Genomic DNA, 14,972 nt, shown 5'->3' on the forward strand with positions numbered 1-14,972 from the left:
AAACCCCTGATTTGGGGGGACAAAAAGGGAGACGTGCACATGAAGGGCTCAATGACGAAATTGATCGTGCCGCTGCTGGCGGGTGCGGCCGCGCTCGTGATGGCCACAGGCGCGGCAGACGCGCAGCAGAAGAAGACCATCGCGCTGGTGACCAATGTCGCGGCCGACTTCTGGACCATCGCAGGCCGTGGGCTCGAGAAGGCGCAGAAGGAGCACCCGGACTATAATATCGAGCTGATCGTCACCAACGAAGGGACCGCGGCAGGCCAGCGGCGCGAGTTGGATGACCTCCTGGTGCGCGGCGTCGCCGGCATCTCCATCTCTGTCGACGATGCGCCGCACGCAACCGAAGAGCTCAACAAGGTTGCGGCCAAGACCGTGTTGATCACGACGGATAGCGACGCGCCTCAGAGCAATCGCCTTGCCTATATCGGCACCGACAACGTCGCGGCCGGCCGGCAGGCGGGCGAGGAGATCAAGAAGGCGCTGCCGAACGGCGGCAAGATCGCATTGTTCGTCGGAACGATGGATGCCGATAACGCCCGCGAGCGGGTGCAGGGTATCAAGGACGCGATCGCCGGCAGCAAGGTCGAGCTGGTCGACGTGTACACCGACCAGGTGGACTTCGCCAAGGCCAAGGCGAATATGGAGAACGTGCTCGTCAAATATCCCGACATCGCGCTGATGTCCGGTCTGTGGAGCTACGAGACGCCGCTGATCTATGACGCCGTGAAGGCGGCGGGCAAGGCCGGCAAGGTGAAGATCGTCGGCTTCGACGAAGACCAGCGCACGCTGCGGGGCGTTTCCGACGGCACCATCGAATCCACGGTCGTGCAGCAGCCGTACGAGTTCGGCTATCTCTCCGTCACCAACATCATCAAGACGCTGAACGGCGATAAGTCCTGGGTCCCGGCGGACAAGAAGCTGATTGTGCCGACCAAGGTGATCGACAAGTCCAACGTCGCTGAGTTCACCGCATCCATGAAGGAACTGCTGAAGAAGTGACTTCGGTGAGCTTCACCGCCCGGCTGCCACAGGCGGCCGGGCGTTGTGCGGGAGGAAACGCCGAATGGCGGAGACGCTGCTGGAACTTGCCGGGATCAGCAAGACCTATCCCGGTGTCAGGGCACTCGATGACGTCAACCTGCGCGTATATCGCGGTGAGGTGCTGGGCCTGATCGGGGAGAACGGCGCCGGAAAATCGACGCTGATGCGCGTGCTGGCCGGCGTGATCGCGCCGAGCGAGGGCGTGATTCGCATCGGCGGCAGTGACCACGCGCGGATGACCGTGAGCGAGGCGACGCGGGCCGGCATCGCCTTCGTGCATCAGGAACTGAATCTGTTCGAGAATCTCGACGTGGCGGCCAACGTATTTATTGGGCGCGAGAAGCTGATGGGTGGTCCGCTGAAGCTGGTGGACAATGCGGAGATGCAGGCCCGGGTAACGCCGCTGCTGGAGCGCCTCGGCGCCGACTTCACGCCGAACACGCTGGTCGACAATCTGTCCATCGCGCAGCGCCAGATGGTGGAGATCGCCAAGGCGCTCTCGATCGATGCCCGCGTGATCATCATGGACGAGCCGACCTCCAGCCTGACGATTTCGGAGACTGAGCGGCTGCTGGAGGTGATTGCTGATCTGAAGGCGCATGGCATCTCGGTGATCTATATCTCGCATCGGCTGAGCGAGATCATGACCTGTGCCGACCGCGTCGTGGTGCTGCGCGACGGGCGCACGGTCGGAGAGCTGGCGCGGGCCGAGCTGAGCCACGCTGCCATGATCCGGCTGATGATCGGCCGCGATCTGAAGGCGCTGTATACGCCGCCGCAACGGCCACCGCAGCCGGGCGGCTGCGATATCATCGGCCTTGTGACATCAGCCTTTCCGGACCGGCAGATCAATCTGTCCGTGCGGCGCGGCGAGATCCTCGGCCTGGCAGGGCTCGTGGGCGCGGGCCGCACGTCGCTCGCCCGCGCGGCTTTCGGCATTGACCCGCTGCTGGGGGGCGAGATCAGGATCGACAACGCGCCGGTCGGTGTCGCATCGCCGCGGGACGCGATCCGGCAAGGGATCTATCTGGTTCCGGAGGACCGCAAGAAAGCCGGGCTGGTGCTGGAATTGCCGATCCGGGAGAACGTGACGCTCGCGAGCCTGCTGAACTATGCGCAGATGTGGCTGGTCAACGGCGCAGCCGAGCGCAAGGTCGCGAAGGAGCAGGTCAGGAGCTTGTCCATCAAGGCGCCGAGCATCGATATGGAAGCCGTGACGCTCTCCGGCGGCAACCAGCAAAAGGTCGTGCTCGGTAAATGGCTTTCCATGCAGCCGCGCGTGATGTTCTTCGACGAGCCGACCCGCGGCATCGACGTCGGTGCCAAGAGCGAGATCTATCTCTTGATGCGCCATCTCGCCGACCAGGGCGTCGCGATCGTGATGATCTCCTCGGACATGGAGGAGGTCATCGGCGTCTCCGACCGCGTGGCCGTGATGCATGAAGGGACTGTCAGCGGCGTGCTGGAGCGCGAGCAGTTCAGCGAATACAACGTGTTGCGGCTGGCGATCGGCCAGGCGCCGGCAACCATGGAAGCCGCTGCGCCATGATGAAGAAAGAACTCGGCCTGTTCCTGCTGCTGGCTTTGATCTCCGCGATTACGGGCGCGATCAATCCGGCATTCCTATCGTTCGTGAACTTGCTGAACATGGCCAATCTGATCGGCTTGTTCGGTGTGTTCGCGCTCGGCGAGGGGCTCGTGATCATCACCGGAGGCATCGATCTTTCGCTGGGCTCGATGTTCGCGCTGCTCGGTGTCGTCTTCATCGACCTGCTGACGACCTATGAGGTCTATTGGCCGCTGGCGCTGCTGCTGGTCCTGCTGGGCGGGCTGGCGCTGGGCGCGATCCAGGGCTTCCTGATCACCCGGCTGAAAATGCAGCCGTTCATCGTGACGCTGTGCGGCTTGCTGATCTATCGCGGAGCCGCCCGCTACTATACGAGCGATTCGACACGCGGCTTCGGCTATGGCGACGAGGCCAAGACACTGAGCGACATCGCCTCAGGCAATATCGCGGGGATCCCGAACACCTTCATCTTCCTGATCATTCTTGCGCTGATCCTCGGCGTGCTGCTGCACCGCTCGGTCTACGGGCGCTGGCTCTATGCGGTGGGCAAGAACGAGGAAGCGGCGCGGTTCTCTGGTATCAGCACGAATGCCGTGATCGCGACGGCCTATATCATCAGCGGCGGGCTCGCCGGAGTTTCGACCGTGTTGTTCGTGTTCTACACGAACTCGGTTTCTCCGAGTTCGTTCGGCAATTTCTACGAGCTCTATGCGATTGCGGCTGCCGTTCTTGGTGGATGCAGCCTGCGCGGCGGCGAGGGCTCCATTCTCGGCATCGTGCTTGGCACAGCGCTGCTGCAGGTGCTGCAGAATCTCGTGAATATTCTGGGCATTCCGAATTCCCTGAACTTCGCGGTGATGGGAACGGTGATCCTGCTCGGCGTTCTCGCAGACCAGCAGTTGCAGGCGCGCCGGCGACGCAAGATGGCGCTGGCCGGTGTGGCACGTCCGGCGCCGAAACCAACGCTCATGCAGGGAACGCAGCACATGTCGCCAGGGGGCGCGACTGCGTTGCCCACCAGGACGGGCGATCAGGCATGAGAGCTTAATCGGATCGGGCGCGTCAAATTGGGCGCGGCCACTTGAGTGAGGGGGAATGGGGAATAATGGGGGGAGTTCGACGATCTTCGCCAAGAGCGAAGGCGTCGCCGCGATAGCGGTTTCTTCCTCGAAAGATCCAACCTGCAGTTGACACGGGGCCGCTGTTTGGGGCGGCGGCCGAGATCGGTGTGTGCTGGGGAAGGGAGCGCGTCCAGGCTTGATGGCTTTGGGCCGGGACGTGCGCGGAGAATAAACAAGGCCTTGGGGAAGTTGTAAGGGCAAAAAAATGTTGCACGGGTCTATGACGACCGCACGTCTGTGCGGGGTGGGGGTTGTTTTATCGTGTCTGCTGAGCGGCGGAGCGTATGCGGCCGATCTGCCGACGAAAGCGCCGCCTGTTCCTTATCCGTCGGCGGATGATTTCTGGACGCGGCCTTATCTGTTTGGCGATCTCGGCCGGACCAGGCTGAAGGAGATGGGCATTTCGCTGGCGCTCACGCTGGGTGACGAAGCCGTCACCAACGTGTCGGGTGGAAGCAGGAATGCCTCGGCCAACGCCGGCCAGCTCTGGTTCGAAGCCAAGTTCGACATGGAGAAGCTGGCCGGCATCAAAGGCGGCATGTTCGCCTTCACCTATGTCGACCGCTTCGGCGACAATCTGAACACCGAGGCCGGCATTCCGGCTCTGCAGCTGACCAACGAAGTCTACGGTCGCGGCAACATCGCCCGCCTGACCGAATTCTACTGGCAGCAGAAGCTGTTCGATGATCGCCTCGTCCTCAAGGGCGGCCGTCTTCCGGTCGGTGGCGACTTCTTCTTCGGGTTGTGCGAGTTCATCAACCTGACCTTCTGCGGCGGCCAGCCCGGCAACATCCAGGGTGGCTACATCTTCAACTGGCCGGTCAGCCAGTGGGGCGGTGTCGCGCACTACAACATCACCAAGGAATTGCAGATTTCGGTCGGCGTCTACGACGCCAATCCGCAATATCTGACGACCTCGGACGCCGGCATCTACGCGGCGCCGGGCATCCCGTCCTCGCACCCAGGCTCGGGCGTGCTGGTGCCGGTGGAGTTGGTCTATGCCCCCAGCGGTCCGCTCAACGGGACCTGGCGCTTCGGCGGCTGGTATGACAACGCCTCGACCATCGATGGCGGCCTGCCGGGAATCATCACGGTCATCCCGGGCGTCGGCGGGGTGCCGGATCAGAATATCGGCGATCAACGCGGCCGCTACGGCGTCTATGAGTCGATCCTGCAGCGCTTGACCGTCGAGGGTCCGAAGGCACAGGGCTGGTACACCTTCCTCAACACCAGCGTGGCCGATCACCGGACGGCGTATCAAGACTACCAGATCGCGTGGGGCGTCAAGCACACCGGCACCTTCTCCTTCCGTCCGGAGGACGAAGTCGGCTTCGCAGTGGGCACCACGCACGTGAACTCGGCGGCGCTGACCCCGAATGCCGGCGGCAACGAGGTTCCGATCGAAGCCTGGTACGGCTGGCAGGCGACCGGCTGGATGAACCTCAAGTTCGACGCCCAGTATGTGATCAATCCCGGCGGCCGCGGCTTCAATGCCGCCGGCGTGAAGACCGACAATGCCTGGGTGTTCGGCCTGCGCACCGTGGTCCACTTCTGATCTGACGGCCTTCGGGCCAGGATACGAGCCGATCTGACGAGCTGATCTGACGCAAAGGGGCGTGCCCGTATGCGGGCATGCCCACAGCAGCCACCAAAGCTCTCCCGATCACGAACGGCCGCTCCCCCAGGGCGGCCGTTCAGCGTTTCGCCGCCGACGTTCAGGCGGCAAAGCCGAGCTGCCCTGAGGCTTTCATCTGCCTTTATCGCCGTGCTACATCATTTGCCTCACGGCGGGCGACGGCATTGGCAACGGCAAAGCGGAATCTGAAGTGGCAGCGCGACCCAGAGGGGATGCGGCTGCGCATTTTGGAGGCCGCAAAGCAGGAGTTTGCGGCCCATGGTCTGGCAGGCGCGCGGGTCGATCGCATCGCCGCCAAGGCCGGCGCCAACAAGCGCATGCTGTATTACCATGTGGGCAAGAAGGACGAACTCTATCTCGCAGTCCTGGAAGGCGCCTACGAGAAGATCCGGAGCGAGGAGCGGGGCCTCGATCTCGAACATCTCGCGCCGCCCGAGGCGATCAGGCGGCTGATTGAGTTCACCTGGAATTACTTCCTGCGCAATCCGGAATTCCTGGCGCTGCTGCAGACCGAGAACTTGGCGCGCGCGAAGCACCTCAAGCGCTCGACCAAGGTGAAGTCCATGCATTCTCCCTTCGTGGAGATGATCCGGACGGTGGTGAGACGCGGGGTCAAGAGCGGCGATTTCAAAGCGGAGCTCGATCCGGTCCAGCTCTACATCTCGATCGCCGCGCTCAGCTTCTTCTATCTGTCCAACAGCGCAACCCTTAGCGTGATCTTTGGCCGCGATCTGTTGTCACAAGCGGCAAAGGACGAGCGGCTGGCCCACATGGTTGGGCTGGTGCTGGCGGCCCTGACCGGCCGCTCGGCCGCGCTGTTCGATGTTCCCCGGGCCCGGCGGCCTCGCGCGCCGCTCCACCAGTCGATCTAAGCAGGTTCCACCCTGGTTCGGAGTGGCGGAAAAGGCGCTGGACAGTATTTATCCAACGGGTTAATTACGGAGAAGAAAAGAACAAGAAGTGGAGTGAAACGTGGCCGAGCCGAAGGCGCCGCCGATCTTCGCTAGAGCTCTGAACGTAGCCTGGATCAGGCCGCTCCTGTTCCTGATCTTCATTGTCGCGATCTGGGATCTCTCCATTCGCCTGTTCAAGATCCCCGCCTACCAGATCCCTGCGCCGGCGGACGTTGTCGCCGTGCTGCGCAGCGACTGGCCGGAACTGCTGCGGCAGTCCTGGCCCACCACCTACGCGACGGTGTGCGGCTTCCTCCTGTCGGCCTTGTTCGGAATCCCCGTGGCCATGCTGATCGCGGGCTCGAAGACGGTCGAAAGCTACGTCTATCCGCTTCTTGTGTTCTCGCAGTCCGTTCCGAAAATCGCCATTGCGCCGCTGTTTGTCGTCTGGTTCGGCTTTGGCATCGTTCCGAAGGTCATCTCGGCGTTCCTGCTCGGCTTCTTTCCCGTGGTCGTATCCGCAGTACAGGGATTCAAATCCGTCGATCCCGACATGGTTGATCTGGCGCGCGCGATGCAGGGGAGCCGTTTCCAGGTGTTTCGCGCGGTCAACCTGCCCCACGCGCTTCCGGCGATCTTCTCCGGCCTGAAGGTCTCGGTCACGCTGGCCGTGGTCGGCGCTGTCGTCGGCGAGTTCGTCGGCTCCAACTCCGGCATCGGTTACGTCATGCAGCGCTCGATCGGCACCTTCGATCTGCCGACCATGTTTGCCGCGCTCGTGATCCTGGCGCTGCTCGGCGTCGTGCTGTTCTGGATTGTTGATCGGATCGAGCGGTTGATCATTCCCTGGCACGTCAGCCACCGGGAGGACATCGTCTTCACATCGTAGAACGACCGGCCGCGGCGGCGCGGGCGAAGTAAAGCGAACAACTATAACAAAAAATAGCACGAACAAAAACGAACAGGGAGAGAGATGATGCGCTGGATTTCAGGCGTTGCGGTCGTGTTCGCCGTCATTGGGCTCGCGGTCGCGCCGGCCCGGGCCGCCGACAAGGTGGTGCTGATGCTGAACTGGTACGTCTATGGCGAGCATGCGCCGTTCTATTACGGCAAGGCCAAGGGCATCTATGCCGCCGAGGGCATCGACCTCGAAATCCAGGAGGGCCGCGGCTCGGCCGCGACCACGCAGGCCGTCGCGGCCAAGACCGCTGATTTCGGTTACGTCGATGTCCCGACCATGATGCGCGCCGCGGTCAAGGGTGCGCCGGTGGTCGCAACGGGCGTGCTGCTGCAGACGAGCCCGATGTCGGTGATGGGCTTTGTGGACAAGAACATCCGCAAGCCCGAGGACCTCAAGGGCAAGACTGTCGCGATTACGCCGGCGGATTCGATGACGCAGATCTGGCCGCTGTTCCTGAAGAAGACCGGGCTCAAGGAAAGCGATTTTCAGACGGTCGCGGGCGACGGCCAGACCAAGCTCAACGCCGTCATCAACGGTCAGGCCGACGTGCTGCTTGGCTACGTGATGGACCAGTCGATGAAGATCAAGGACGCCACCGGCAAGGACGTTTATCCGATCAAGTTCGCCGACTATGGCGTCAATCTCGTCTCCTCCGGCATCATCGCCAACTCCGACTACGTCAAATCGCATCAGGACCTGGTGCGCCGCTTCATGGCTGCCACCACCAAGGCCGTGGAGGCCGCCGAAAAGGATCCCAAGGCGGCGGCACAGTCGATCCTCAACGCCAATCCCAAGGGCGGCAAGATCGACACCCTGACACAAGGGTTCGAGCTGACGATCCCGCTGTATCGGACACCGGAAACCAAGAGCAAGCGCCCGTTCCAGGTCACCGATCAGAACATGACGGATAGCGTCAACCTGATGGTCGAATATGGCGGGCTGGATGCCAAGGCCAAGGACAATCCGAAGGCGTTCTACACCAACGAGTATCTGCCCAAGGGCGATTCGTAAGCGTGGCGCTCTGACATGACCCCGGCGATGAGACCGACCGACCTTCAGCCACCAGCGCATCTGCGCCTCGTGAGCGATCGCGCCGAGACCGGAGCTCCGGAAATCACGCTCACGGGCGTGTCCAAGACCTATCATACGCGCGACGGCGATGTGCCGTCGCTGCGGCCGCTCGATTTCCGCATCAATGAGGGCGAATTCTTCGTCGTGGTCGGTCCGTCCGGTTGCGGCAAATCCACGCTGCTCAAGCTGATCTCCGGCCTGCTGCCGCCGACCACCGGCGAGATTACCGTCGGCGGAAACAAGGTGACGAAGCCGCACGGCAATGTCGGCATCGTGTTCCAGAACGCGCTGCTGTTGCCCTGGCGCAATATCCTCTCCAACGTGATGCTGCCCATCGACATGAAGCATCTGCCGCGTGACAGATATCTGTCGCGCGCCAAAGACCTGCTGAAGCTGGTCGGCCTCGAAGGGTTCGAGAAGAAGCTGCCCTGGCAGTTGTCCGGCGGCATGCAGCAGCGCGCATCGATCTGCCGTGCGCTGGTCCACGATCCCAAGATCATGCTGATGGACGAGCCGTTCGGAGCGCTGGATGCGTTGACGCGCGAGCGCATGAATCTCGAGCTGATGACCATCCAGCGTGAGACCGGCAAGACCGTGCTCTTGATCACGCATTCGATTCCGGAGGCCGTATTCCTGGCCGATCGGGTGATGGTGATGACCGAGCGACCGGGCGCGATTGCCGCGATCTATGATGTGCCGCTGCCGCGTCCGCGTTCGCTCGACGCAATGGCGGATCCGGTGTTCATCGAGCTGGTGCAGCGCATTCGCAAGCATTTTTTCACGCAAGGGGCGCTGGACTGAACCATGGCGCTCCGTTTCCGCCTGCGCGACATCGCCCTGTTCGAACGCCCGGTGCGCTTCGCCCGGCCGTTCCGCTTCGGCGCAGTCACGGTCGAGGCGACGCCGCAGCTGTTCGTGCGGGTGGAGATCGAGGCCGAGGGTGGAACGCGCTCGGTCGGTGCCGCCGCAGAGTTGCTGGTGCCGAAATGGTTCGACAAGCGGCCGCAGCTTTCACCCGAACAAACAATAGCGAATCTGCGTCGTTCGCTTGCGATCGCGCGCGAGCTTTATCTGGCGCAGCCGAGCTTTGACAGCGCGTTCGGGTTGCATGCCGCCCGCATCGCTGCGCAGCTGTCGGCCTGTGCGCAGGAGGACATTCCGCCGCTTGCGGCGGCCTATGGTCCCGCGGAAATCGACAAGGCAGTGCTGGACGCGGTGCTTCGCGTGGCAGATACGGATTTTTTCCGCGGCATGGCGGGGAATATCGCCGGCATCACTGCGCGGCTCACGCCCGATCTGAGCGATGCCGAGGTCGCGGATTTTCTGACCACGCGCAAGCCGCTTGCGCGCGTTGCGATCAGACATACGGTCGGGCTCGATGACCGCATCGAGGGAGAGGGCGGCGTCGCCGACCCGCACGAGAACGCTGCGGCACGCTATTTCAAGCTGAAGCTGTCTGGCGATCTCGAAGCCGATGTCTGGCGCCTGCGCCGCATCGGACGGGAGCTGGCAACGCTTTCTCACAACTACATGGTCACCCTCGACGCGAACGAGCAGTATGCCGAGCTGACCGCGCTTGGAGCTCTGGTCGACCGGCTCGATAGGGACAGCACTTTGGCGCCGATCTCGGCCAAGCTGCTCTACATCGAGCAGCCGCTGCCGCGCGACCTGACGCGGCAATCGCCGCTGGGAATCCTCGCAGACAGGGACTTCATCATCGACGAGGCGGACGACAGCTATGACGCCTTCCCGTTCGCGTGCCGGCTCGGCTATCGCGGGGTCTCTTCCAAATCGTGTAAGGGGATCTACAAATCGATCCTCAACGCCACCCGCGCAGCCAAGTGGAACGCGGAAGGCGGCAGGTTCTTCCTCACCGGGGAGGACCTGACCTGCCAGCCGGGATTGGCCTTGCAGCAGGACCTCGCGCTCGGCGCCTTGCTCGGCCTGCACCACGCCGAGCGCAACGGCCATCACTACGTCGACGGTTTCGGCCGGACGCCGCAGCGCGAGGCCGAAGCCTTCGCCGTCGCGCATCCGGACCTCTATAGGACGCAGCCCGCCGGCGTGCGTCTGGCCATCCATGATGGCGATCTCCTCACCGAATCCCTTCATGGAGCGGGGTTCGCCAGTTCGGTGCACCCGGACTGGTCCTCGCTGCCACCGCTTCAGCAAGCAGCACCCAAGACTCCCAAGGAGCACCTCGCATGACCACACAGCGCCTCGGTCTGATCATCAACGGCGTCACCGGCCGCATGGGGCTGAACCAGCATCTGATCCGCTCCATCGTCGCCATTCGCAACCAAGGAGGCGTGAAGCTGGCCAATGGTGACCGCGTCATGCCGGATCCGATTCTGGTCGGGCGCAATGCCGAGAAGGTCGAAGGTCTTGCGCGACAATTCGACATCCAGCGCTGGACCACCGATCTCGACGCGGCGCTCGCCGCCAAGGACGACACATTGTTCTTCGATGCGGCGACCACGCAGGCTCGACCCTCGCTGCTCAGGCGCGCGATCGAAGCGGGCAAGCACGTCTATTGTGAAAAGCCGATCGCGACCAGCTTGGAGCAGGCGATCGACGTCGTGCGGCTCGCCAATGCCAGAGGCGTGAAGCACGGCACCGTGCAGGACAAGCTGTTCCTGCCGGGCTTGAAGAAGCTCGCCTTCCTGCGCGACTCCGGCTTTTTCGGCCGCATGCTCTCGGTGCGCGGCGAGTTCGGCTATTGGGTGTTCGAGGGCGGCTGGCAGGAGGCGCAGCGTCCGTCCTGGAACTACCGCAGCGAAGATGGCGGCGGGATCATCCTCGATATGGTCTGCCACTGGCGTTACGTGCTGGACAATCTCTTCGGTGAGGTCGAGAGCGTCATGTGCATCGGCAATACCGATATCCCCGAGCGCTACGACGAGCGGGGAACGAAGTACCGCGCCACCGCCGACGATTCGGCCTACGCAACCTTCACGCTCAAGGGCGGCGTCATCGCCCACATCAACATGTCCTGGGCGACGCGCGTCTATCGCGACGACCTCGTCACCTTCCAGGTCGACGGCACGCTGGGCTCGGCCGTCGCCGGCCTGACAGACTGCATGATTCAGGCCCGGCAGGCGACCCCGCGCCCGGTGTGGAATCCCGATGAGAAGCGCCTGCACGATTTCTATGCGGACTGGCAGAAGCTGCCGGAGAACGTGGCCTACGACAACGGCTTCAAGGAGCAGTGGGAGATGTTCATCCGCCATGTCTGCGAAGACGCGCCGTACAAGTACACTCTGCTTGAGGGAGCAAAGGGTGTGCAGCTCGCGGAATGCGCCCTGAGGAGCTGGAAAGAGCGGCGCTGGATTGACGTGGCACCAATCACGCTGTGAGGCCGATCATGAACAAGCCCGTCGCGCCGATGTCGTCGTTGTCGCTCAAGCTGCCCCAGGCAGATCGTTCGTTGGAGACTTACCGCCTGACGGCGCCGCGGAGTTTTCCGGAGAAGCTGCAAGGTCCATTGAACCGCGTTGCTTTCTCGGCCGTGCATGTGGTGGCCGATCCGCTTGCGGAGTGCGATCCCTGGCTGTCGGCAGCGGTCGACTGGGACAGGACCATCGCCTTCCGCGAGCACATCTGGGATCTCGGCCTTGGCGTTGCCGAGGCGATGGACACCGCGCAGCGCGGCATGGGCCTCGATTGGCCGACGTCGCTGGATCTGATCTCGCGCTCGGTCGCGGCGAGCAAGCACCGCGGCAATGCGCTGGTCTTTTCGGGCGCTGGAACGGATCACCTCGCGCTCGACCAGGCCAAGACGCTGGACGATGTCGTGAGGGCCTATGAAGCGCAGATCGCGGCAATCGAAAAGGTCGGCGGCCGCATCATCCTCATGGCCTCGCGCGCGCTTGCCAAGCTTGGCCGCAGCGCCGACGATTATGCTGATGTGTACGACCGCATCTTGTCGCAGGTGCGCGAGCCCGTGATCATCCACTGGCTCGGCGACATGTTCGATCCTGCGCTGACCGGCTATTGGGGAACGGCCGATCTCGACATGGCGATGGACACAGCCGTCGCGATCATCAACGCCAATGCGGCGAAGATCGATGGCGTGAAGATCTCGCTGCTCGACAAGCAGCGCGAGATCGACATGCGCCGCCGGCTGGACCAACGGGTGAAGATGTACACCGGCGACGACTTCAACTACGCCGAACTGATCGCGGGCGACGCGCAGGGCCATTCGCATGCGCTGTTGGGCATTTTCGATGCGATCGCACCGGCCGCATCCTATGCATTGTCGCGCCTTGCAGCCGGCGACGAAGCCGCGTTCCACGAAGTGCTCGGGCCGACGGTGCCGCTGTCGCGGCATATCTTCAAGGCGCCGACCCGCTTCTACAAGACCGGCATCGTGTTCATGGCTTATCTGAATGGTCATCAGGATCATTTCACCATGATCGGCGGCCAGGAAAGCGCGCGCTCCACATTGCATCTCGCCGGGCTGTTCCGGCTCGCCGACAAGGCCGGGCTGCTCGCCGATCCGGAGATGGCGACGCGCCGCATGAAGACCTTGCTCGCGGTGCGCGGTGTCGAGCCGTGATGCGGGACTTCTCCTTCGATCATCGCTGGCTGTCGCTGAATACGGCGACGGTTCGCAAGCAGGGCGATCTCATCGAGATCATCGATGCGTGTGCGCGGCACGGCATTCGCGCCATCGATCCCTGGCGCGACCAGGTCGCTGCAGTCGGGCTCGATCGCGCCGTCCGCGCCGTCCGCGATGCCGGGCTCGAACTGTCCGGCTACTGCCGCGGCGGCATGTTCACCTCGGATGCCGCGCGGCGCGGCGAGGTGCGTGACGACAACCGTCGCGCGGTCGACGAGGCCCACGCGCTCGGTGCGCCCTGCATCGTGCTGGTCGTCGGCGGCCTGCCGCAATATTCCAGGCCGGGTAGCACGGCTTCGAAGGATATCGCAGCTGCGCGCACCCAGGTCGAGGACGCCATTGCCGAGATGCTCGACTACGCCAAACAGGCCGGGCTGCCGCTCGCGATCGAGCCGCTCCATCCGGCCTATGCCGCCGACCGCGCCTGCGTGAACACGACGAAGCAGGCGCTCGACATCTGCGACCGACTTGATCCTGAGCGTACCGGCGTGCTCGGCGTAGCGCTTGACGTCTATCACATCTGGTGGGACCCGGAGCTGATGGGTGAGATCGCACGCGCGGGCAGGGACCGCATCCTGGCTTTCCACGTCTGCGACTGGCTGGTTCCGACCAGGGACATCCTCAACGACCGCGGCATGATGGGCGACGGCGTGATCGACATCAGATCGGTGCGGCGGGCGGTCGAGGAGCAAGGCTACGCCGGCTATTCCGAGATCGAAATCTTCTCCAACGAGTGGTGGGGAAGGCCGTTGGACGAGGTGCTGCAGGTCTGCATCGAACGACACAAGACCATCGTCTGAGTTTCCGTTCGGGCGGACGCGGTCGACCGCAATGGGAACCGCTATACTGGCGTCTCTCCGGATCGCCGTTCTCGGGAACGATCCGCCGGCCGCCCTCGTTAGCTGTGCATGACGACAGGCATCTCCAAAGACACCCGCGACATCCGCTCTGGCGCCTACGATCCCATCAACAAGGATGGTTTGCCGCAGGCCCAGCAGGTCAAGGACACCACCACACCGCGCCAGCGCGAGCAGTGGGGCGCCGACGTGCGCGCAGACCCCTTGCCGGGCACCGAGCCGGTGCTGCCGGAGGGATTGCTGCGGGAGCGGCGCGATCCGCTCAATCCGCGCACCGGACGCCGCAAGACCGGCTAGGCGCTGCGTCCATGCCGCGCCTTCGGCAACGCCGCGAATGACCTCGCGGTCGCGCAGGAGCCATGTTGCAAATACTTTAAGATTAAAATATCGTCCACCTCGAACTGTTCGCAGATGCGAGGAGGCGCGCGCATGTCGGGGTTGCCTGGTTCGTCCCACGCGCTGGTGACCGGCGGCGGCCGCGGCATCGGCCGCGAGATCGCGCGCGTCTTGAAAACGGCCGGCGCCACCGTCACGATCATCGGACGCAGTGCTGCCGCGCTGGATGAGGCGATTGCGGCCGGATGCGCCGATCATGCGGCCGTTGCCGATGTCGCCGATCCGGCGGCGCTGAGCGCAGCAGTCGCGAGCGCCGCGGGGCGGCAGCCGATCGACATCTTGATCGCGAATGCCGGCAGCGCGGAATCCGCCCCCTTCGTGAAGTCCGATGCGACGCTGTTTCGCCGCATGATCGACGTCAACTTCATGGGCGTGGTGCATGCGATCCAGGCCGTGCTGCCGACGATGAAGGACAGGCCCTACGGCCGCATCGTTGCGGTTGCTTCGACGGCTGGGCTGAAGGGCTATCCTTATGTCAGCGCCTATACGGCCGCGAAGCACGCTGTGGTCGGACTGACGCGATCGCTGGCGCTGGAGCTCGCGGCGACGGGGGTGACCGTCAACGCGGTCTGTCCGGGGTTCACCGACACCGATCTGGTGGCCGGCAGCATCGAAACCATCATGAAGAAGACCGGACGCAGCCGCGAGCAGGCGGCGACCGAGCTCGCAAGGCACAATCCGCAAGGGCGTCTCGTTACGCCGCAGGAGGTCGCTGACACTGTGCTGTGGCTGTGCGGCACGGGAGCGGGCGCGATCACCGGCCAGGCGATTGCGGTGGCGGGCGGCGAGATCTGAGGCGGAA

At 63.6% G+C, this 14,972-nt stretch carries 14 protein-coding genes; all 14 read left to right on the forward strand.

The genetic code is table 11. The annotated features are described in order from the left end of the window. The first annotated feature begins 39 nt into the window (after positions 1 to 39). On the forward strand, positions 40 to 1,005 hold the full coding sequence (locus ACQR1W_RS23780; protein WP_434853078.1) for a sugar-binding protein: 966 nt from the start codon (positions 40 to 42) through the stop codon (positions 1,003 to 1,005). A 64-nt stretch (positions 1,006 to 1,069) separates the two neighbouring features. Next, positions 1,070 to 2,596 carry a sugar ABC transporter ATP-binding protein gene (locus tag ACQR1W_RS23785; protein WP_434853079.1) on the forward strand — a complete coding sequence of 509 codons (1,527 nt, stop codon included), beginning with the start codon at positions 1,070 to 1,072 and terminating at the stop codon, positions 2,594 to 2,596. Next, positions 2,593 to 3,654 (forward strand): ABC transporter permease, encoded by a 1,062-nt coding sequence (locus ACQR1W_RS23790; protein WP_434853080.1) that lies wholly within the window; start codon positions 2,593 to 2,595, stop codon positions 3,652 to 3,654. The genes ACQR1W_RS23785 and ACQR1W_RS23790 overlap by 4 nt, the downstream gene beginning before the upstream one ends. Before the next feature lie 301 nt (positions 3,655 to 3,955). Beyond that, positions 3,956 to 5,290: a carbohydrate porin gene (locus ACQR1W_RS23795; protein WP_434853081.1), complete on the forward strand. Its 1,335-nt coding sequence runs from the start codon at positions 3,956 to 3,958 to the stop codon at positions 5,288 to 5,290. Between the two features lie 245 nt (positions 5,291 to 5,535). Continuing rightward, positions 5,536 to 6,243: a TetR/AcrR family transcriptional regulator gene (locus tag ACQR1W_RS23800; RefSeq protein ID WP_434853082.1), complete on the forward strand. Its 708-nt coding sequence runs from the start codon at positions 5,536 to 5,538 to the stop codon at positions 6,241 to 6,243. 100 nt (positions 6,244 to 6,343) lie between these two features. Next, a complete protein-coding gene (locus ACQR1W_RS23805) occupies positions 6,344 to 7,153 on the forward strand; it encodes an ABC transporter permease (protein WP_434853083.1) in 810 nt (269 codons plus the stop codon). Between the two features lie 84 nt (positions 7,154 to 7,237). Continuing rightward, the gene (locus ACQR1W_RS23810) at positions 7,238 to 8,236 is read left to right on the forward strand and encodes an ABC transporter substrate-binding protein (protein ID WP_434853084.1); all 999 of its coding nucleotides are present in this window, start codon (positions 7,238 to 7,240) and stop codon (positions 8,234 to 8,236) included. Positions 8,237 to 8,251: 15 nt separating this feature from the next. After that, complete coding sequence (locus tag ACQR1W_RS23815; protein ID WP_434853085.1) at positions 8,252 to 9,097, forward strand: ABC transporter ATP-binding protein; 846 nt, start codon at positions 8,252 to 8,254, stop codon at positions 9,095 to 9,097. A 3-nt stretch (positions 9,098 to 9,100) separates the two neighbouring features. After that, positions 9,101 to 10,504 carry a hypothetical protein gene (locus tag ACQR1W_RS23820; RefSeq protein WP_434853086.1) on the forward strand — a complete coding sequence of 468 codons (1,404 nt, stop codon included), beginning with the start codon at positions 9,101 to 9,103 and terminating at the stop codon, positions 10,502 to 10,504. After that, positions 10,501 to 11,652: a Gfo/Idh/MocA family protein gene (locus ACQR1W_RS23825; RefSeq protein WP_434853087.1), complete on the forward strand. Its 1,152-nt coding sequence runs from the start codon at positions 10,501 to 10,503 to the stop codon at positions 11,650 to 11,652. The genes ACQR1W_RS23820 and ACQR1W_RS23825 overlap by 4 nt, the downstream gene beginning before the upstream one ends. An 8-nt stretch (positions 11,653 to 11,660) precedes the next feature. Continuing rightward, the gene (locus ACQR1W_RS23830; RefSeq protein ID WP_434853088.1) at positions 11,661 to 12,854 is read left to right on the forward strand and encodes a dihydrodipicolinate synthase family protein; all 1,194 of its coding nucleotides are present in this window, start codon (positions 11,661 to 11,663) and stop codon (positions 12,852 to 12,854) included. Then, a complete protein-coding gene (locus ACQR1W_RS23835) occupies positions 12,854 to 13,717 on the forward strand; it encodes a sugar phosphate isomerase/epimerase family protein (protein WP_434853089.1) in 864 nt (287 codons plus the stop codon). Before ACQR1W_RS23830 ends, ACQR1W_RS23835 begins: the two co-directional genes overlap by 1 nt. Positions 13,718 to 13,825: 108 nt before the next feature. Beyond that, entirely contained in the window at positions 13,826 to 14,071 is a 246-nt protein-coding gene (locus ACQR1W_RS23840) for a hypothetical protein (RefSeq protein WP_434853090.1), read from the forward strand. 132 nt (positions 14,072 to 14,203) lie between these two features. Then, a complete protein-coding gene (locus tag ACQR1W_RS23845; protein ID WP_434853091.1) occupies positions 14,204 to 14,965 on the forward strand; it encodes an SDR family NAD(P)-dependent oxidoreductase in 762 nt (253 codons plus the stop codon). The last annotated feature ends 7 nt before the right edge of the window (positions 14,966 to 14,972 follow it).

The sequence above is a fragment of the Bradyrhizobium sp. HKCCYLS1011 genome (assembly GCF_051167795.1).
Taxonomy (GTDB): Bacteria; Pseudomonadota; Alphaproteobacteria; order Rhizobiales; family Xanthobacteraceae; genus Bradyrhizobium.